Annotated in this window: 17 protein-coding genes; 7 read left to right on the plus strand and 10 right to left on the minus strand. The window is 67.3% G+C overall.

Going from position 1 to position 18,598, the window contains the following annotated elements; genetic code table 11:
• The first annotated feature begins 43 nt into the window (after positions 1–43).
• Both IPL89_16245 and IPL89_16250 read left to right on the plus strand, forming a co-directional pair.
• The gene (locus IPL89_16245) at positions 44–664 is read left to right on the plus strand and encodes a sigma-70 family RNA polymerase sigma factor (protein MBK9064720.1); all 621 of its coding nucleotides are present in this window, start codon (positions 44–46) and stop codon (positions 662–664) included.
• Positions 661–2,016: a hypothetical protein gene (locus IPL89_16250; protein MBK9064721.1), complete on the plus strand. Its 1,356-nt coding sequence runs from the start codon at positions 661–663 to the stop codon at positions 2,014–2,016. The genes IPL89_16245 and IPL89_16250 overlap by 4 nt, the downstream gene beginning before the upstream one ends.
• Positions 2,017–2,438: 422 nt before the next feature.
• Here IPL89_16250 and IPL89_16255 read toward each other — a convergent pair whose 3' ends face one another.
• Genes IPL89_16255 through IPL89_16295 form a run of 9 tightly spaced genes read right to left on the minus strand, consistent with a single transcriptional unit; the run spans position 2,439 to position 12,187 of the window.
• Positions 2,439–2,822, minus strand: coding sequence for a tautomerase family protein (locus IPL89_16255; protein ID MBK9064722.1), 384 nt, complete (start codon positions 2,820–2,822; stop codon positions 2,439–2,441).
• A gap of 56 nt (positions 2,823–2,878) precedes the next feature.
• Complete coding sequence (locus IPL89_16260; GenBank protein MBK9064723.1) at positions 2,879–3,304, minus strand: ACT domain-containing protein; 426 nt, start codon at positions 3,302–3,304, stop codon at positions 2,879–2,881.
• 52 nt (positions 3,305–3,356) lie between these two features.
• A complete protein-coding gene (gene phoU, locus IPL89_16265) occupies positions 3,357–4,043 on the minus strand; it encodes a phosphate signaling complex protein PhoU (protein MBK9064724.1) in 687 nt (228 codons plus the stop codon).
• Complete coding sequence (locus IPL89_16270) at positions 4,040–5,866, minus strand: PAS domain-containing protein (protein MBK9064725.1); 1,827 nt, start codon at positions 5,864–5,866, stop codon at positions 4,040–4,042. The genes phoU and IPL89_16270 overlap by 4 nt, the downstream gene beginning before the upstream one ends.
• Entirely contained in the window at positions 5,863–6,561 is a 699-nt protein-coding gene (locus IPL89_16275) for a response regulator transcription factor (GenBank protein MBK9064726.1), read from the minus strand. The genes IPL89_16270 and IPL89_16275 overlap by 4 nt, the downstream gene beginning before the upstream one ends.
• Positions 6,558–7,385: a phosphate ABC transporter ATP-binding protein gene (locus tag IPL89_16280; protein ID MBK9064727.1), complete on the minus strand. Its 828-nt coding sequence runs from the start codon at positions 7,383–7,385 to the stop codon at positions 6,558–6,560. The genes IPL89_16275 and IPL89_16280 overlap by 4 nt, the downstream gene beginning before the upstream one ends.
• Before the next feature lie 28 nt (positions 7,386–7,413).
• On the minus strand, positions 7,414–9,033 hold the full coding sequence (gene pstA / locus IPL89_16285; GenBank protein MBK9064728.1) for a phosphate ABC transporter permease PstA: 1,620 nt from the start codon (positions 9,031–9,033) through the stop codon (positions 7,414–7,416).
• Positions 9,033–11,219: an ABC transporter permease subunit gene (locus tag IPL89_16290; GenBank protein MBK9064729.1), complete on the minus strand. Its 2,187-nt coding sequence runs from the start codon at positions 11,217–11,219 to the stop codon at positions 9,033–9,035. Before IPL89_16290 ends, pstA begins: the two co-directional genes overlap by 1 nt.
• Positions 11,219–12,187 carry a phosphate ABC transporter substrate-binding protein gene (locus IPL89_16295; protein MBK9064730.1) on the minus strand — a complete coding sequence of 323 codons (969 nt, stop codon included), beginning with the start codon at positions 12,185–12,187 and terminating at the stop codon, positions 11,219–11,221. Before IPL89_16295 ends, IPL89_16290 begins: the two co-directional genes overlap by 1 nt.
• Positions 12,188–12,431: 244 nt before the next feature.
• Here IPL89_16295 and IPL89_16300 point away from each other — a divergent pair, with 244 nt between their 5' ends.
• The 5 genes from IPL89_16300 (at position 12,432) to IPL89_16320 (ending at position 17,993) form a co-directional block, all read left to right on the plus strand.
• The gene (locus IPL89_16300) at positions 12,432–13,823 is read left to right on the plus strand and encodes an outer membrane beta-barrel protein (protein ID MBK9064731.1); all 1,392 of its coding nucleotides are present in this window, start codon (positions 12,432–12,434) and stop codon (positions 13,821–13,823) included.
• Positions 13,824–14,027: 204 nt separating this feature from the next.
• Positions 14,028–14,216: a hypothetical protein gene (locus IPL89_16305; GenBank protein MBK9064732.1), complete on the plus strand. Its 189-nt coding sequence runs from the start codon at positions 14,028–14,030 to the stop codon at positions 14,214–14,216.
• Between the two features lie 164 nt (positions 14,217–14,380).
• Positions 14,381–14,689 carry a hypothetical protein gene (locus tag IPL89_16310; GenBank protein ID MBK9064733.1) on the plus strand — a complete coding sequence of 103 codons (309 nt, stop codon included), beginning with the start codon at positions 14,381–14,383 and terminating at the stop codon, positions 14,687–14,689.
• Between the two features lie 307 nt (positions 14,690–14,996).
• Positions 14,997–16,205, plus strand: a complete 1,209-nt coding sequence (locus IPL89_16315; protein ID MBK9064734.1) for a TonB-dependent receptor — start codon at positions 14,997–14,999, stop codon at positions 16,203–16,205.
• A gap of 144 nt (positions 16,206–16,349) precedes the next feature.
• Positions 16,350–17,993, plus strand: coding sequence for a hypothetical protein (locus tag IPL89_16320; GenBank protein MBK9064735.1), 1,644 nt, complete (start codon positions 16,350–16,352; stop codon positions 17,991–17,993).
• A 59-nt stretch (positions 17,994–18,052) separates the two neighbouring features.
• Here the strand turns inward: IPL89_16320 and IPL89_16325 are convergent, their stop codons facing one another.
• On the minus strand, positions 18,053–18,550 hold the full coding sequence (locus IPL89_16325) for a DUF4833 domain-containing protein (GenBank protein ID MBK9064736.1): 498 nt from the start codon (positions 18,548–18,550) through the stop codon (positions 18,053–18,055).
• Positions 18,551–18,598: the final 48 nt, after the last annotated feature.

Here is an 18,598-nt window from a genome sequence, read left to right on the forward strand (position 1 = left end):
ACCCGCAGGGTAGCGGGCGAAGCTCCTTTATGGAGAGGTTCTCATGGCTGCATGGGACCCCACAGACGGAATGCAGCCCGCAATCGCGGGCGGTGGAAGTCTGTCCGAGGTCGCGGTCCTGCGCGCGGTCCTCTCCGACGAGCTGCCTGCAAATGACGACGTCGCCTCCGAGGCCATCGGCACGACGCCGGGCGAGTGGGACTGGAACGCTCTCAACAACGTGCTGCGTCCGAAGCTCGTGAGCCTCGCGATGCGGAAGTACCGCTTCAGCCGCGAGGAAGCGGAAGACGCGGTGCAGACGGTCTACATGCGCGTCCTCGCGCGCGACCCGCGCGTGAAGGACCCGATCGGCTACGTGAAGATCGCGTTCCTCAACACCTGCCTGAACATCGCGACGTCGCGCGAGCGGCGCACGGAGCAGTTCCCCGAGGGGATGGACGTCTCCGATCCGTCGTGCGAGAAGGTCACGGCGCGCCTCGAGGCCGTGCGCATGGTCAACAAGGCCATTCGCAGCGCGGGCCCGCGGTGCAAGAAGATCGTCCGCCTCTACTTCGGCCAGGAGTACAGCCTCGCCGAGATGACGAAGGCGACGGGCTACTCGCAGAAGACGGTGTGGAAGCGCATCTGGGGCTGCCTCGACAAGATGCGGAAGGTGCTCGCGTGAGCGCGAACCCGAACGTCGCCGTCTGCCCCGAGCACTGGCAGCTCTTCGAGCTGATCACCGAGGGGACGACCGAGCTGAACGCGCACGTGAAGCAGCACGTCGAGACCGGCTGCACGTCGTGCAACGGAAAGCTCGAAGGCATCCAGACGATCGAGCGCGCGCGCGTCATGAAGGACGAGTTCGACGCGTTCTTCGACGAGATCCCGTCTGACGACGCGCCGGCCGACGAGCGCGAGAAGTTCCTGTCGCAGTTCAAGCGGAAGAGCCGCCCCGCCGACCGCCTCGGGCGCCTGTCGTTCGACGGCAAGCAGATCGCGGCCGAGATCGTGAAGCTCGCGGGCGAGCAGGGGATCGACGCGGCGAAGTCCCGCATCGAGGCGATTGAGGCCGATCCCAGCCGCGGCTACGCCCTGCTGTATGCGGCGCAGCTCGCGATGCCGAAGGTCTCCAGCGACCCGGCGATGTACGTCGAGCTCGCGAAGGCGATCGCGGCGGCGTCGAAGAGCCTCCCGTTCCTGAAGGACAAGGGCCCCGCGCAGCCCGTCTGCCGCGAGCAGGTCATGGGCGAGGCGCAGCTGCTCGAGTCGAACGCGCTGAACTACCTCGGCAAGTGCGCCGAATCGCGCGCGGTCGCTCAGGCGGCGCGCGTCAGCTTCGTCGAGGCGGGCGAGGACACCTTTGCCCTCGCTCTGGCGGACTACTTCGAGGGTTCGGCCGCGAGCTTCGAAGGGGACTGGGCTTCGGCCTGGAAGCTGCTCCGCAGGGCACTCGGCGAGTTCCAGCTTTATGGACAGGAGAACTGGGCGGGAAGGACCGAAGCGAGTTTGGGCGTTCTCCTCACGAACCGTAACCGAAATGAATCCGCGCTCCATTTCTACAACGGTGCCCTCCAAAACCTGCATCCGGTTCTTGACGAAGTCGTCTACGCGAACACCTCGGGAATAAGGCCTTCGCGCTGCTGCTCCTCGGGCGGCTGGAAGCCGCGAAGGCGACCTACGCCAAAGGCCTTGGGCTTTGCACGGCGGCTCGACCTGAAGCTGGCGCTCTTCTCGATCCGGTACGGGCCTCGCCCAGATCGAACTGAAGAAGGGACGCGCTTCAAGGCACTTCAACTCCTTCCGGAAGCACGAAGAGATGCTCACGCGGGTTCGCGCTCTTCGCCGCGAGATCCCGGGTGTCGCGGTTGCGTTCGATCCGGCGATTCGCGAGCTCTTCGCCCAGGCCGACGAGGCCGACATTTCCAGGGAGCTGGTCGCTCACGTTGTCGAGTACCTCGAGGCCCGCGATCGCGGCGTTCAGAAGGGGTACAAGCCTTTCCGTCTGGTGGTCAACGGAAACTGATCTTTCTCTAGACAACGTTCAATAGTCAGGGGGCGGGGTGCCATGAATCGGGTGCCTCAAAATAAATCTTTTCAAGAGGGGGGTCAAAGGTGTGCCCCCCTCTGTCCGTATATATAGCCCACGGTTAGAGGACCAAACAAAGCTCAATTCTTGTCACGCGGCTTAGGCCGCACCTAGGAGGACTTATGGATTTCATGTTCGCGATCATGTGCCTCTTCAGCGGCACGTTCCCCATCGGCGGCTGAGCTCCTAACCCACTTTCGCCCAATTTGACTGGCTAGGCCAGCCTACTGATAGGTGTTTTCGCGCGTGCAAACGCGCGATTTGGGTGCTTTCTAGAGCCCCAGCCTGCGAATCGACCATTCCCCCGAGTCCTTCTCCAGGCCGATTGCGAACGCCCCGCTGTCGTGCGGGGAGGTCAGTTCCTCGGCCTTCACCCCGCGTACTGCGCTTCGCCGTTCCCGAACGACCAGTTCTCCTTGACGACCTCGACGAGGTTCACGAAGACGTCTTCCTTCCGCAGGCCGACGCGGTTCGCGAGGTTCTCGGCGATCTTCGCGTAAAGGGCCTTCTTGATCTCGACGGTCCGGCCCGTCGAGAGCGTGATCTGGACGAAGACGACGTCGTCGGAGCGCTTGATCCCGAGGTAGGCCGGGTCGTAGATGAGGCCGTCCGACCCGTGCTCGGTGATCACCTGGAAGCGGTCGTCCTTCGGGATCCCGATGGTCGCCACCATGGCGTCGTGGACGGAGTCGGCGACGGCGCGGCGGTATTCCGGGGTCCTGCCTTCGCGGAGGGAGATGCGGACGAGCGGCATGAGGGCCTCCTGTGGTGCCGGACGTTACCGCTCCTTACCTTCGGATCCTCCGGGAGCTATGAGCGGCGAAAGGCGCCGGAGGTCGGCTCGACGAGCTTGTGTCCGGCCAGCGTGAGCGCCGCGATCGCCTGCTTGGCGTGGGTGCGCTTGACGAGAACGTAGTCCGTGTCGAACGTCGAGAGCGCGAAGAGGCTGATCGCCGCCTCGGCGAGCGGCTTCGCGACGGACGCGAGGACGCCGATGGCGTCCAGCGGGAACGGGCCGTGGAGCTTCAGAAGCACCCAGCCGCGCTCGAGCTGGAATTCGATGCCGTCCTCGACGTCGGCCGGGATGCGGCGCTCCTCGCACACGATCGACAGCTCGTCGGCGGTGCGCGTGATCGAGACGAAGGCCTTCCCGGCCCACGCCGGCAGGGCCGCGGACGCCGGCATGCGGCAGACCGCGTAGGTTCCGGGGACCATCGAGAACTTCAGGCCGGTCATCGCGGGGCCATCGTAGGCCTTCCCGGCCCGCCGCGCATACGGGCCGGGTGCATCAGGCGTCGGGCGCCGGTTCGGAAGGCCGCGGCCCCATGTTGTGCTTGATGATGTCGCCCTGCGCGATGTAGATGGTCTCCTCGCCGATGTTCGTCGCGAGGTCGCCCACGCGCTCGAGGTTCCGCGAGATGCCGATAATCTCGAGGCAGGCCGTGATGAGCGACGGGTTCTCGGCCATGTACGTGAGCAACTCGCGGATGATCGACTTGTTCTTCTCGTCGAGAAGGTCGTCCCGCTTGCAGACGGCGAGAGCGAGGGCGGCGTCGCGCCGGACGAACGCGTCGAGCGAATCCTGCAGCATCCCGCGCGCGATCTCGGCCATGTAGGGGATGTCGATCCACGGCTTGAACGGGCGGGTTTTCGCCATGCGCTCGGCCGCCTCGGCGATGTTCACGGCATGGTCGCCGATCCGCTCGAGGTCCGCGTTGATCTTCAGCGCCGAGACGAGGAGGCGGAGGTCGCCCGCGACCGGCTGCTGGGTCGCGAGCAGGTCGACCGCGCCCTCGTCGATCTTGATCTCCATCTGGTCGATGACCTTGTCGCCCTCGATCACCGAACGCGCCTTGGCCGCGTCGCCCGTGACGAGCGCCTCGATGGCGGCCGCGATCTGGCTCTCGGCCTGCGCGCCCATCGAGATGAGCTGGCGGCGCAGCGCCTCGAGCCGTTCGGAAAAGTGTTCCTTCATATCGTCTCCTCGAGGGCGGGGGCTTCGTGCGGCGTCGTGGCCGGCAGCGAAACGGTGAAGCGGCTGCCCTTGCCGGGCTCGGACTCCACGCGGATGGACCCGCCATGGAGGATCAGGATGTGCTTGACGATCGCGAGGCCGAGGCCCGTGCCGGGGACGGACTTCGCGCGCGACGGGTCGACGCGGTAGAAGCGCTGGAAGATCCGCGCCTGCTCCGAGCGGGGGATGCCGATTCCCCGGTCCACGACGTGGACGACGCAGGGCGCGAGCCCGTCCGGCCCCTCGGCGCCGCCCTCGGCGAGGACGTCCACGCGGCCGCCGGCGGGGGAGAACTTCACGGCGTTGTCGACGAGGTTCCGGAACACCTGTGCGAGCCGGCGCCGGTCGCCCGAGACGGCGAGCGCTTCGGGCGTGGAGACGGCGACGGTCACGTTGCGCGCCTCGGCGGCGGACTGCAGGTCGCGGACGACGGACGTCAGGAGTGACTTGATCGCGATGCGCTCGGGCTGCAGCATGACCGCGCCCGACTCGATCTGCGAGAGGTCCGTCAGGTCGGAGACGAGGGCTTCCATCTCGGAGGACTGCCTCTCGAGGATGCCGAGAAGGCGCGCGATGTCGGCGGGCAGCTCGTCCTCGCCCGCGAGCGTCTCGACGGCCGCGCGGATGGCGGCGATGGGCGTCCGCAGCTCGTGCGAGACGTCCGACACGAAGCGCCGCCGCATCGTCTCCATCTGCTCGCGCTCCGTCACGTCCCTCACGAGGCCGATCGCGGCGGGCTCGCCGTGGGCGTCGCGGTGGGGGACCGAGCGGACGGTGATCTCGAGGATCTGCTCGGGCGTCAGCTCGCCGCCGAAGCGCAGGACGGCGGAGGACGGCGCGGCCTCGGACGAGGCCGCGGCCACGCCGGCCTCGAAGAGGTGCAGCGCGTCGGGGTGGCGGACGAGGTCGACGAGCGCCGCGCGGGGCGCGCCCGCGGGCACGTGGAAGAGCGCGAGGGCGGCCGGGTTCGCGTCGAGGAGGGCGAGAGAGCGGTCCACGACGAGGAGGCCGACGGGCACCTGCTCGAAGACGGTGCGGGCGAGGAGGCGCGCCTTCTCGCTGCCCGCGCGCTCGGCCGAGACGAGCTGCGCGAATCGCGCGAGGGCGACGTAGACCTCCTGAGTCTCTTCCGAGCCGCCCTCCGGAGGCGCCGGGTGGCGGCCGGCCGCGGCCTCGGCGACGCCGGCGCGCACGCGCTCGAGCGCGCGCGCGTGACTCTGCCGGATGAACGTCACGACGAGGCCGACCAAAAGGCCGGCGAGGACGGAAATCTGCGTGAGCGTCCGCCGGAAGGGCGCTTCGAGGGAGTCGAGGTCGTTCTGGCTGATCGCCAGCCGGACGTAGCCGACCGGGCTCGCCTCCTCGCCGACGCGCCGGGCGACGTAGACGAAAGGCTCGAGGACGGTCGCCGACCGCCGCTCGCCGAAGCCGACGAGGTCCCGGCGGGCCGCGGCGATCTCGGGGCGCGAGCCGTGGTTCTCCACCGTGGCGACCTGGTCGGCCTCGACCTCGCTGTCGGCGAGGACCGTGCCGTCTCCCTCCACGAGCGTGAGCCGCGCTCCGGCCTGGCGCGCGGCGAGGCGGACGCGATCCGTGGGGGCGATTCGAGACCTCAGGTCGGCCTCGAACTCGGGAACGAGACGGTCCAGCTTCGCGACGAGCTCGCTCCGGCCGCGCTCGCGCACGGCGCCGTCGAGGACGCGCCCGAGGATGAGCGCGAACAGCACGCCCAGAACGAGGCCGGCGAGCGCGGGCAGGGCCGCGCGGCGGAAGAAGCGGCTCATTTCGGGAACTTGTACCCCACGCCGACGACGGTCTCGATGACGTCGTCGCCGATCTTCTTGCGCAGCGAGCGGACGTGGACGTCGACGGTGCGCGTTTCGATGTCGGCCGCATAGTCCCAGAGGCGCGAGAGGATCGTCTCCCGCGACACGACGCGTCCGCCGCTCCGGATCAGGAGCCAGAGCAGGTCAAACTCCTTCTTCGTGAGGTGGACCTGCTGCCCGCGGACTTCCACGGTGTGGCGGGCCCGGTCGATTTTCAGCCGCCCGTCTTCGAAGACGTCGTCCGGCGACTCCGGGGACGCGGCCCGCCGCAGGTGAGCGGCGATGCGGGCGAGGAGCTCCTTCATCGAGAACGGCTTCGTGACGTAGTCGTCCGCCCCCAGCTCGAAGCCGAGCAGCTTGTCGCGCTCCTCGGCGCGCGCCGTGAGCATGAGGATCGGGATCCGGCGGGTCTCCTCGTGCTTCTTCAGCTCGCGGCAGATCGTGAGACCGTCCACGTCGGGCAGGTTCAGGTCGAGAACGACGAGGTCCGGCGGGCGGACGAGCAGCTCGTCCATCGCGACGAGGCCGCCCGCGTAGCGCTCGACCTCGTACCGGCCTTCCTTCTTGAGGTTGTACGTGAGCGTGAACGCGAGATCGTCGTCGTCTTCCACGACCGCGATCCGGGGTCGCGCGGGGCCGGGCGCGGGCTTCACCCGAACCTCCCCGTGATGTAGTCCTCGGTCGTCTTCTGGCGCGGCTTCGTGAAGATCGTCTCGGTCTTGTCGAACTCGATGAGCTTGCCGAGCATGAAGAAGCCGGTCTCGTCCGAGACGCGCGCCGCCTGCTGCATGTTGTGCGTCACGATGACGATCGTGTAGCGCTCCTTCAGCTCGAAGATGAGCTCCTCGACCTTGCTCGTCGCGATCGGGTCGAGGGCCGAGCAGGGCTCGTCCATGAGGAGGATCTCGGGCTCGACGGCGATCGCGCGGGCGATGCAGACGCGTTGCATCTGGCCGCCGGAGAGTCCCAGCGCCGAGTCGCCGAGGCGGTCCTTCACCTCGTCCCACAGGGCGGCGTTCCGCAGGGAGCGTTCGGCCGCCTCCTCGAGGACCCCCTTGCGGTTCTCGCCCTGGATCCTGAGGCCGTAGACGACGTTCTCGAAGATCGTCTTGGGGAACGGGTTCGACTTCTGGAACACCATTCCGAAGCGCTTGCGGATCTCGGTGACGTCCGTGCCGCGCCGGTAGATGTCCTCGCCGTGGATTGCGATGGTCCCCGTGATCTTCACGCCGTCGATGAGGTCGTTCATCCGGTTCAGGCACCGGAGGAGCGTCGACTTGCCGCAGCCCGAGGGCCCGATGAACGCGGTCACCGCGTTCTTCTTGCACCCGATCGTGATGTCGAAGAGCGCCTGCTTCTCCCCGTAGAAGAGGTTCACGTTGCGGCACGTGATGACGTCCGGGCGCCCTTCGACCGAGCGATCCGGAGCGGAGACGATCGGGGCCTGCGCCTGGGGGCCCGGGGCGCTTGACGTCATGAGCGTGTCCATTGTCTCGCGTTGCTCCTCAGAACGTGGAGGACTTGAGCTTCTTGCGGAGGACGTTGCGGATGAGGATCGCCGTGAGGTTGAGGGCCACGACGATCACGAGGAGAAGGATCGTCGTCGTGTAGACCATCGGGATGGCCGCCTCGACGTTCGGGCTCTGAAACCCGACGTCGTAGAGGTGGAAGCCGAGGTGCATGATCTTTCGCTCGAGGTGGAGGTACGGGAAGATGCCGTCGACCGGCAGGTTGGGCGCGAGCTTGACGACGCCCACGATCATGAGCGGAGCCACCTCGCCCGTGCCGCGGGCCATCGCGAGGATCAGCCCCGTCAGGATGCCGGGCGCGGCGGCGGGGAGGACGACGCGCCACGTCGTCTGCCATTTCGTGGCGCCGAGCGCGAGCGACGCGTGGCGCATCCCGGCCGGAACGGCGGCGAGAGCCTCCTCGGTCGAGACGACGACGACGGGAATCGTGAGGATCGCGAGCGTCATCGCGCACCAGAGGATGCCGCCGGTGCCGAACGTCGGAGTCGGGAGCGCTTCCGAGAAGAAGAGCTTGTCGACCTGGCCTCCGATTCCGTAGACGAAGAAGCCGAGGCCGAAGATGCCGAACACGATCGACGGAACGCCCGCGAGGTTGTTGACCGCGATCCGGACGATGCGCACGAGCCGGCCCTGCCTCGCGTACTCGCGCAGGTATAGAGCCGCGACGACTCCGAGCGGAACCGAAACGGCGGTCATGAGGACGACCATGAGGATCGTGCCGAAGATCGCGGGGAAGACGCCCCCTTCGGTGTTGGATTCCCGGGGCTCGTCGGCCACGAATTCGGCGAGGCGCGCGCCATACACTCGGACCTTGCCGAAAAGCGAGAGGTCGTTCGGCGTCACGATCCGCACGATGTCCCGCACGGGCGTCGACTTGGCCTTGCCCTGCGCGTCGATGAGGACCGCCGTGGTGGCGCTCAGGTCCCTGCGTTCGTTCTCGAGGCGCTCGCGCAGAGCCTCGTAGCGGCGCTTGAGCTCGCTGATGCGGCTCTCGGTGGTCTGGCGGACGCGCGCGAGGTCGGGTGCTTGCGCGAGCTCGGCGCGGCGCAGGACGAGGCGCTGCTTCTCGAGCTCGGTGTTGATGGCGCCGACGTCCCTCTTCTCGACCTCGCGATTCGCGTTGTACCGGGGACGGATCTCGGACTGGAGGCGCCGAAGGCGTTCGAGGCCCGCGGCGTCGCCCGTGGCGACGACCCGCTCCCCGACGCGGATCTCCTTGAGGAAGCCGTGGAAGTTCCCGTACTCCTGCCGCTCGACGAGGAGCGCGTTCGCCGGGGTTTCGCTCTTCACGACGTCGGGCTCGTCGATCCACTTGAAGTCCAGCCCGTTAAGGTCGCGGTTGCCGATCTTCACGCGGATCCGCTGGGCGGCGTCCTTGCGGTCGGGCATCGGCTCCACCGTGAGGATCTCGCCGAGCCAGCGCTTGCCGTCCTTCGTCTCGATCAGGGTCAGCGGGCGCGGCCAGAACGAGCCGAGGCCGCGGGCCGCGACGAGGAAGAGCAGGCCGCCGATGAGGATGAGGGAGACCGCGAGGCCGGCCCCGGCGAGCCAGATCATGGGCTCGCCCTTCTTGAAGAGAAAGCTCCGCACCGACATCAGATCACCGTGTACTTCTTGCGGAGGCGCTGACGGAGGATTTCCGCCAGAGTGTTCACGACGAACGTGATGACGAAGAGGAGCAGCGCCGCGAGGAAGAGGACCCGGTAGAGCGTCCCCCCGAACGGGGCCTCCGAGATCTCCACGGCGATGTTCGCCGAGAGCGTGCGCATCCCGTTGAAGATCGACCATTCCATGACGGGCGTGTTGCCCGTGGCCATGAGGACGATCATCGTTTCGCCGACCGCCCGCCCGAAGCCGATCATCACGGCCGAGAAGATGCCCGCGGAAGCCGTCGGGAGGATGACGCGCACCGCCGTCTGCCACTCCGAGGCTCCGAGCGCGAGCGACGCGGCGCGGAGGTGCTCGGGCACGCTCGAGAGGGCGTCCTCCGAGATCGTGAAGATGATCGGGATGACGGCGAAGCCCATCGCGAACGCGATGACGAGGCTGTTGCGGGCGTCGTACTTGAGGCCCGCCGCCGAGAGGAGCCAGGCCTTGAAGTCGCCGTGGAAGGCGACGTTCTCGATCAGCGGCCCGGCGAGGCTCGAGAACCAGACCGCGGCGAGCGCGAGGGGAATGATCACGAGGAGCTCGCGGCCGCCGTGCAGGCGCTGGTGGAGGCGCGGGGGCAGGGCCTGGATCGCGAGGACGCCCGCGAGAACGAAAAGCGGGATCATCGGGAACAGAAGCAGCGTCGCGAGCGTCGACCGCTGGATCACGGGAGCGAGCCAGAGACCCGCGAGGAAGCCGAGGACGACGGACGGAAGGCCCGCCATGATCTCGACCACGGGCTTCACGAGGCGCTTGACCGCCGGCGTCGCGAACGCCGCCGTGTAGAACGCCGCGGCGAGCGCGACGGGGACGGCGAAGAGCAGCGCGTAGAAAGTGCCCTTGAGCGTCCCGAAGATGAGCGGCGTGAGCGACAGCTTGGATTCGAAGTCGTCCGTGCCGCCGGTCGACTGCCAGGTGTACTCGGGCTGGTCGTATCCCTCGTAGAGGACCTTGCCGAAGAGCGCCTTCCACGAAATCGCGGGATGTGGGGCGTCCAGCGCGAACTCCGAGAGCCCCGCGGCGGTGATGGCGAGGACGCCGTCGCCCTTCGGCGACGTCGCGAGCGCCGCAACGGGCGCTCCGGCGGAAGCGCTGGCGAGCGTGCGCTGGTTCGTGGCGAAGTAGGCGGTCACGCGTCCGGAGGCGTCGCCGGCCAGGAACGTCTTCCCGCGCGGGGAGACCGAGAGCGCGGTGACCGCCGCGGACATGGGCTCGAAGCGCCGGACGGCCTTGAGGACGCGCGTCTCCGACCCTTCGCTCTCGCGAATCCGGAGGAGGCCCGCGATGCGTCCCTTCGCGTCGCCCGCGATCAGAGACTGCCCGCCGATGAGCGCCTCGAGCGCCGTCACGGGGGCCGGATCCGAAGGCCAGAGGGCGACCGACTCCTGCCGGACGGGAGAGGCTGGTTCCGCGAGCGAAAACGCGACGACCTGCCCGCCCTCCGTCCCCACGCACAGGAGGCCGCCGTCGTCGAGAAACGCGAGGGCTGAAACCTTGTCGTCCTTCAACGCGGCCGAGAGGTCGACGATGTGCGGGCCGTCGTCGGACCCCACGCCGAGGGCGAGGGAGCCCGGTTCCGGGGAGGCCGCGACGAGGAAACCGCCCGAGCTTCTCTGCCACACGGCCACGCGGCTCGCGGGCCGGCCGGCGGGGTCGAGCGGGAAGAAGCCGTGGGACTCGAACGTGAAGTCGACGGCTCGTTTTCCGGAGTCGAACGAAGTCTGCCAGCGCGCGCTCGCCGCCAGGACGGAGCCGTCCGAGAGGCCGAGCGCGTAATCGTCCTTGAACGTCCGGGCGGCGGCTGTGATGCGCCGCCCCTCGAGGCCCGCGACCGGGATCGACTTGCGGACCGCCTTCGTCTCGAGATCGACGACGCGGACGGTCCCATCCGGCAACACCGCCTCGGCGCCGTCGAGGTATTCGTTCAGGCCTGCCGCGAGGGCCGGACCCGCGATCGAGGCCCCCATCGAACGAGATGCGGCGAGCGACGGGGCCCGGAACAGCGGCAGGCTCTCCGAGAAGATCAGCCCGAAGATCAGGACGAGGCTCCCGATCATCAGGAGTCCGCCCGCGCTGATCGCGAAGCTCGCCGCCCGGTCGCTGGTCCGGGTCCAGAAGCGCCGGGTGTTCACTACTTGAGCTTCGCGCTCTCGTCCGCGACGGTCTTCGCGGGCATCGGGAAGAAGCCGTCCTTGACGACGATCTCCTGGCCTTCCTTCGAGAGGACGAAGGCGAGAAATTCCCGCGTGAGCGGATCGAGCGCCTTGTTCGGGGCCTTGTTCACGTACACGTAGAGATACCGCGAGATGGGGTACTTGCCTGCGAGAACGTTCTCGTACGACTCGCCGTAGTACTCGCCGCCCGCCTTCTCCGCGAGCTTGACCGCCTTGACGCCCGACGTCGTGTAGCCGACGCCCGAGTAACCGATCGCGTACTTGTCCTCGGCCACGCCCTGGACGACGGATGAGGAGCCCGGCTGCTCCTTGACGCTGTTCTTGTAGTCGCCCTTGGCGAGCGCGTGCTCCTTGAAGTAGCCGTAGGTGCCCGAGGCCGAGTTGCGGCCGAAGAGGGAGATGGGCTTGGACGCCCAGTCGCCCGTCAGGCCGAGGTCGCCCCAGGTCTTCATGTCCTTCCCGCCGCGGCGACGCGTGGACGAGAAGACGCCGTCCACCTGCTGGAGCGTGAGCTTCTCGATTGGGTTGTCCTTGTTCACGTAGACGGCGAGGCCGTCGAGCGCGACCCGCACGACCGTCGGCTTGTAGCCGTACTTCGCCTCGAACTTGTCCTTTTCGCCCCCCGTCATCTCGCGGGACATCGGGCCGAGCTGGGACGTGCCCTCGATCAGCGCGGGCGGGGCCGTCGAGGAGCCCTTGCCCTCGATCTGGATGTTGACGTTCGGATAGGCCTTCTTGAAGCCTTCCGCCCAGTACGTCATGAGGTTGTTGAGCGTGTCCGAGCCGATGGAGTTCAGGTTGCCCGAAACCCCGGACGCGCGCTTGTAGGCGGGGATCGCGGCGTCGACCTTGACGGTCTCGGCCAGAACGGTGGTGGACAGGGCGAGAGCGAGGGCTCCGACGGCGGCCTTCTTCACAGAGTTCATCGTTTGTTCCTCCTCAGAAGTTGCTTCAAGACGCGCGGAGTCTTCCCGGAAGGCGACGGGACGATGTGTGAACGATGTTAATTCCTCGTGAAGGCACACGCACGCCCGGCGTAACACGTTGATCGCCCCTCTCTTCACCTTCCAAGAAGAATCTTTACACGGACTCCATGTGGCAACCGCGCCTCCTTTACGACCTCCGCCGACAGTTCCGCGTCGTCAGAGACACGCGACAAGGAGGAATTCGATGAACCGCTGGATCAACCGCTTCGCCGCACTCGCCCTCGTGGGCGTCGTGCTCCTGGTGGCCGCGGCGCCCGCCGCCGCCCAGGGCCTCTGGTACAAGGAGGTCGAGAAGGACGGCCGGATCTACGTCTTCAACTCGTCCGCGGGCTTCCAGTCCTGGGAGAAGAGCGGCGAGATCGGCAACAAGGCCGTCACGATGATCGGGAACGGCCCGAACGGGGAAACCGTCGTCGCCGAGAACGAGACCGCGATCGACATGTACAACTTCAAGCACGACCGGCCGGGCTACAACCGGCCGGCGCCGAAGCCGGCCGCCCCGGCCGCGCCCCCGACCGTCCTGCGCTGGGGCAGCGAGGGCGAGCTGAAGTTCGGCCTGCTCCTCCAGGCGTGGTACGTCACGGACGACTCACCGCTTGCGATCCCGACGGGCACCACGACGAGCTCGACGCTCGGAAACTTCGTCGGCGCGAACACGTTCCGTCTGCGGCGCTCCGAGATCAAGCTCAACGGCAAGGTGAACAAGGACTGGGCCTTCGAGGTCATGTTCGACCCCGCCAAGGCCATCGTGTCCAACGCGGCGGCGACGAACAACAACACGAACGACGCCAAGATCCTCCAGGACCTCGCGGTCACGTACACAGGCTTCAAGGGCTGGGAGCTCTCCCTCGGTCAGAAGAAAATCACGATGACTGAAGAGGGCGTCCGCTCCTCGTCCGAGCTCGATTTCCCCGAGCGCTCGCAGATCGTCCGCGCCGTCTCCGACCGCCGCGAAGCCGGCTTCTTCGTGAAGGGCGACGTCGTCGAGCCCGTCACGCTCTACGGCTCCATCACGAACGGCACGGCGTCGAACACGCTCGACGACTCGAACGACACGGTCAACATGTGCGGGCGCGTGGACCTCAAGCTCGTCAAGGGCCTCATCTTCGGCGGCTCGGGCTGCAAGAGCGCCGGCGAGGCCGCGGCGCACACGACCCGCTCGCGCGTCGGCGGGCATGCCCGGTTCAACGGCGGCGCCGCTTTCCCGCTCGTCGCCGAGGCCGAGTACATCTACGCCCAGGATGGCCAGGCCGGCCCGCCCTCCATCCTGCGCCGCAGCGGCTGGTACGCGCAGGCGCTCTACACGATCATGGACCGGGTCCAGATCGGCGGGCGGTACGACATCATCACGACGAACCTCGACGCGCAGGACGGCACGAACGGCGTCACGCAGAAAGACTCGCAGACCAAGACGTGGACGTTCGGCGCCCACTGGCTCCCGCTCGGCCACGACAAGTACAAGAACCTGAGCCTGAAGCTCGACTACTTCATCGTCCAGCAGGACAACCGCGTCATCAACGGGGCGCTGAGCGACAGCTACAACCAGTTCGTTCTCGCCGCGCAGGTCGCCTTCTAAGAGCCAACACCGCGGCGCGCCTCGCAACCGCGCCGCCTCCTCCTTGAATGCCCCCGGGCGATCCCGGGGGCTTTTTTTCTGCATACTCGGAAGCGGGCGCGCCATGGACACCACTCAGTCCAGCCGGTCGCGTTCGTACCGGATGGCTGCAACGTCCACACGCGCCCTGAACTACATCTTCATCGGCGCCTGCGAGCATCGGAAATGTTCGCCGCCTTCCCGCTTGGCCTCGCGTGCGGGTTCGTCGGCGCCATTCCTCCCGGCCCCATCGGCATCACGTGCCTGCGCCGAAGCCTGCTCGGCGAAAGACGTCAGGCCTACCACGTTGCGCTCGGAGGCGCGAGCGTGGACCTCCTCACGTGTGCGCTCATGGCTTCGGAGTCGGCTGGGTGATCGAGAAGGTCGTCACGAGCCCCTGGGTTCGCGGACCCCTCGCTCTCTTTCTCGTCGCTTCCGGAGTCAAGCTTCTCGTGGACTGTCGGGGGGCATCCCGCGAGGGCGATGGCGCCCGGGCGCGAGCATCGGCTGCGCCATCCGGGGCGACCGCGAGGGCCGGCGTGGCGAGTCTGCCGTTTCTGACCGGGTTCCTACAGGGCGCGGCGAATCCGGGCCCGTTCGTCAACTGGACGCTGTTCATCTCTTTTCTCATCGGTCACCGGCTCCTCGACCCGTCGCCGGCAGGAGCCGGGGGATTCGCGGTGGGCGTGGGGCTCGGCGTCTTTTCGTGGTTCACGCTCCTCATCAGGGCGGCGCACCGATTGAAAGACCGCTCCGGCCTCTGGGTCGCACGCTCTACGATCGTCGCGGGCGCGTTCCTCCTGGCAACCGGGCTCTATTTCGGTTGGCGGTCGTTCGCGTCCGCGTAGGCCCTTTCCTGCCCGTCATAGACCCCGGTTCCATGAAGACAAAGGCACTCACACTGAGGGTGCCTCGTCGACGCAAGGCAGTTCGCCCTTGCTTCGACACGCATCCTCGGTTCCGTCGTCGTCGGCACCCAACTAGCCGCCGCGGTGGCTCTGCTGGCAAGGCCGCGCGGCCTGATTGAGGCCGAGCCTTCATCGAATCTTTACATCGAACTCAGATTGACTTTGCGGTGCGCCAGCAATTAGTTTGCGGCTGCAACCGGATCTCAATCTCTTTCTTTCGAAGAGATCTTTCGCAGGAGGAATTCGAATGACGCCTTCACCGCGTAGCGTTCTCCGTGTAGTCGTCCTCGTCCTCGCGGCCGCAACGGCCGGCGGCGCTCTGGCCCAGTCCCAGGCCACGACGGGCGTGATCGAAGGCATCGTGTCCGACTCCGGGGGCGCCCCACTGCCCGGAGTGGCAGTTGCGATCCGGAACACGGCGACGAACTTCGAGAAGACGACCGTCACCGGCTCGGACGGCCGCTTCCGGGGCCTCGCGCTCCCGCTCGGGCCCTACCGCGTCACGGCGACGCTGAAGGGCTTTGCGACGCTCGTGCGTGAGGGCCTCGACCTCGGCGTCGGCCAGACGATCAACCTCACGCTCCCGCTCACGCTCTCCCAGAAGGCCGAGGCCATCACCGTGACGGCCGCGGCGCCGGTCATCGAGACGGCGCGCACGGAAGGCTCCGTGCAGATCGGCACGGAGGCGATCAAGGGCCTCCCGAGCAACGGCCGCAACTTCCTCGACTTCACGAAGCTGACGCCCGGCGTCTCGATCGTGCAGGGTCCCGACGGCGACGAGCTGACCGTCAACGGCCAGAAGGGCATCCAGAACAACGTCTCCGTCGACGGGGCCGACTTCAACAACCCGTTCTTCGGCGAGCAGCGCGGCGGCCAGCGGCCGGCCTTCACGTTCAACATGGACGCGGTGAAGGAGGTCGTCGTCGTCTCGGACGGCGCGAACGCCGAGTTCGGCCGCGCGTCCGCGGGCTTCGTGAACGTCGTGACGAAGTCCGGCACGAACGAGATCCACGGAAGCGTCCACGGCTTCTACAAGGACCAGGGCCTCTCGTCGGCGGCCGTGAAGGCGGACGGCTCCTCGGCCGAGAAGTACGACTTCAGCCAGCTGCAGACCGGCTTCACGCTCGGCGGGCCGTTCATCAAGGACAAGCTCTTCTTCTTCACGGCCTTCGACTACCAGAAGGGCAAGTCGACGAAGCAGACGGACCCGACCCGCATCGACCCGGCGCTCGTGTCGTACTTTGCGTCGGTCGGGGCGCCCGGCCAGAACGGCCCATCGACCGCACGAACGACGCCCGCGTCTTCCTCGGGAAGATCGACTGGGCGATCAACGACAAGCACCTCGCTACCGTCCGGTACAACTACACGTGGTCCGAGCAGGAGAACGGCACGTTCGACGTCGACCCGTGGGCGACGAGCTCGAACGCGATCGAGCAGGACAACTCGAACTCCGTGACCGGCGCGCTCCAGTCCACCCTCACGAACTCGACTCCTCAACGAGTTCCGGTTCCAGTGGGCGCGCGAGGACCGGCCGCGGCCTTACGACGGCCCGCAGGTTCCCGGCGGCGGCCGGCCGTTCCCGGACACGGGGGTCGACTTCGTGAACGGATACCGTTTCGGCCAGCCGTTCTTCATTCCGGTCGACTACTACGACACGCGCCTGCAGTTCAACGAGATCCTGACGTACATCACGGGCAACCACACGATCAAGGGCGGCCTCGAGTACAACAGGACGAACGCGACGCAGACGTTCCGCGGGTTCGGGAACGGCCGCATCATCTTCGGCTCCGTGCAGGGGTTCATCAACTTCACGAAGAACAGCAAGTACGTCGAGTGCTCGAACGGCACGTCGAACAACACGGGGAACTGCCCGGCGGGCACCTCGATCACCGGCCCCGTCGCCCTCTACCTCCAGCACGTGCCCGGCCCCGGCCTCACGATCGACCAGGCGGGGACGCAGAGCATCGTCCAGGAGGAGCCCGCGGTCTTCATCCAGGACAAGTGGCAGCCGCTCCCCAACCTCACGATCAGCTTCGGCCTGCGCTGGGAAGCGCAGATCGAGCCCGACCCGATCACGCCGCCGGAGTCGGTCTTCTTCGCGCCGTTCATCGGGAAGACGTCGTACGGGCAGGAATTCCCGTCCGACGGGACGATCCCCTCCGACTACGCGATGTGGCAGCCGCGCCTCGGCATCACCTGGGACCCGACGAAGGACGGCAAGACTCTCGTCCGCGCGAACGGCGGAATCTTCGCGGCGCGCGTCCCGGGCCTGAACCTCGCCTCGACGCGGTCCACGAACGGCAGCCTCGGCTACGACGTTTACCGGGACAGCTCGCTGACGAACATTCTCGGGCCGGTGCCGGCCTATCCGAGCATCATCCCGCTCTCTTCGCTCCCGTCGACGCCGTTCCAGCCCGGCGTCTACGTCTACAGCAAGGACTTCTCGAACCCCCGGACGTATTCGGCCAGCCTCGCTGTCGAGCGCGAGGTGGCGAAGGACGTCGCCGTGTCCCTCCGGTACAACTACGCGCACACGGTCAACATCGCGCGCTTCATCAACCGCAACGATCCCCTGCTCGGGAACGGCTCGGTCGGCCCGTGGACGACCGGGCTCGCCGGCGGGAACGGCCTCGGTTCGCTCACGACGGTGGAATCGACGGGCCACAGCGTCTACAACGGGATCACGCTCGGCCTGGTCAAGCGCTACACGAACAACTTCGAGTTCCAGGCCTTCTATACGCTGTCGTGGGACAAGTCGGACGACGACAACGAGCGCGACCCGTTCTCGTACCGGTACGCGAAGGTCACGAACCTCGGCCCGGAGTACGGGTATTCCGACCGCGACCAGCGCCACCGGTTCAACGCCTACGTCCTCTGGCAGGCGCCGTTCGCGATCAACGTGAACGGAAGCTGGCAGTACCGCTCGGCTCAGCCGCTGTCCCTCACGTCCACCGGCGCCGTCGCGAACACGCCCCAGGACCGCATCAACCCGGACGGCAGCGTGACGGAGCGAAACCTCGGCCGTAAGGACAATCAGTTCAATTCGTTCAATCTCCGCATCTCGAAAGTCTTCATGGCGGGCAACGTGCAGATCGAGCCCATCTTCGAGGTCTTCAACCTGTTCAACAGCAAGAACCTCAGGAATCCCGGGTCGACGTCCCTGCTCTTCAACTTCGACGGGACGGTGCAGAGCGGCCTCGGCGACCCGCGGCAGGCGCAGTTCGGGGTTCGAGTCGTCTTCTAGCCCCCAACCATCGGCGGGGCGCGGGCCGTGAGCCGCGCTCCGCCGCATTTTTTCGGAGATCAGGGCGTGAAGCGTTCGGAGACGGGGAGAGCCGTCTCGCGGTCCACGCCCGTGAGCTCGACGGACGCGACTTTCGGGAGAAGGCCGCCCGTTGCGGTCACGTAGACGCGGCGGAGGATCACGGTACGGCCGTCGACTTCGGCCGTGACGAACGGGCAGCCGGTCCCCGCATGGAGGACGAGCGGCCGGGTCGGCAGCGCCCGGACCTTCACGCGCCACGCATCGGTTTGTCCGATCGCCGTGACGTCGATGCCGTAGGCCCTGATCCGCTCGACGAAGTTGAGGCCCTCGCGGCGGCCGTCCTGCGCGTCGAGCCGCCACGTGGCGGTCAGGGGCTTCTCGGGGTCCAGCGTGCCGTCGGCCCTGAAATGCGCCTCGTAGAGGACGACGTTCGCGTTGAGGCTCCGCGCGATCACGAACAGCGGGCCGCACGTCTCGTCCGCGCGGGCGGGCGAGGCGGCGAGGAACGCGAGCAGGAGAGCAAGGAGCGCCTTCACACGGATCTCACAGGGATCCCCGACATTCTAGGCATGATGGGAGGACGA

Source organism: Acidobacteriota bacterium, assembly GCA_016716715.1.
Lineage (GTDB): Bacteria > Acidobacteriota > Thermoanaerobaculia > UBA5066 > UBA5066 > Fen-183.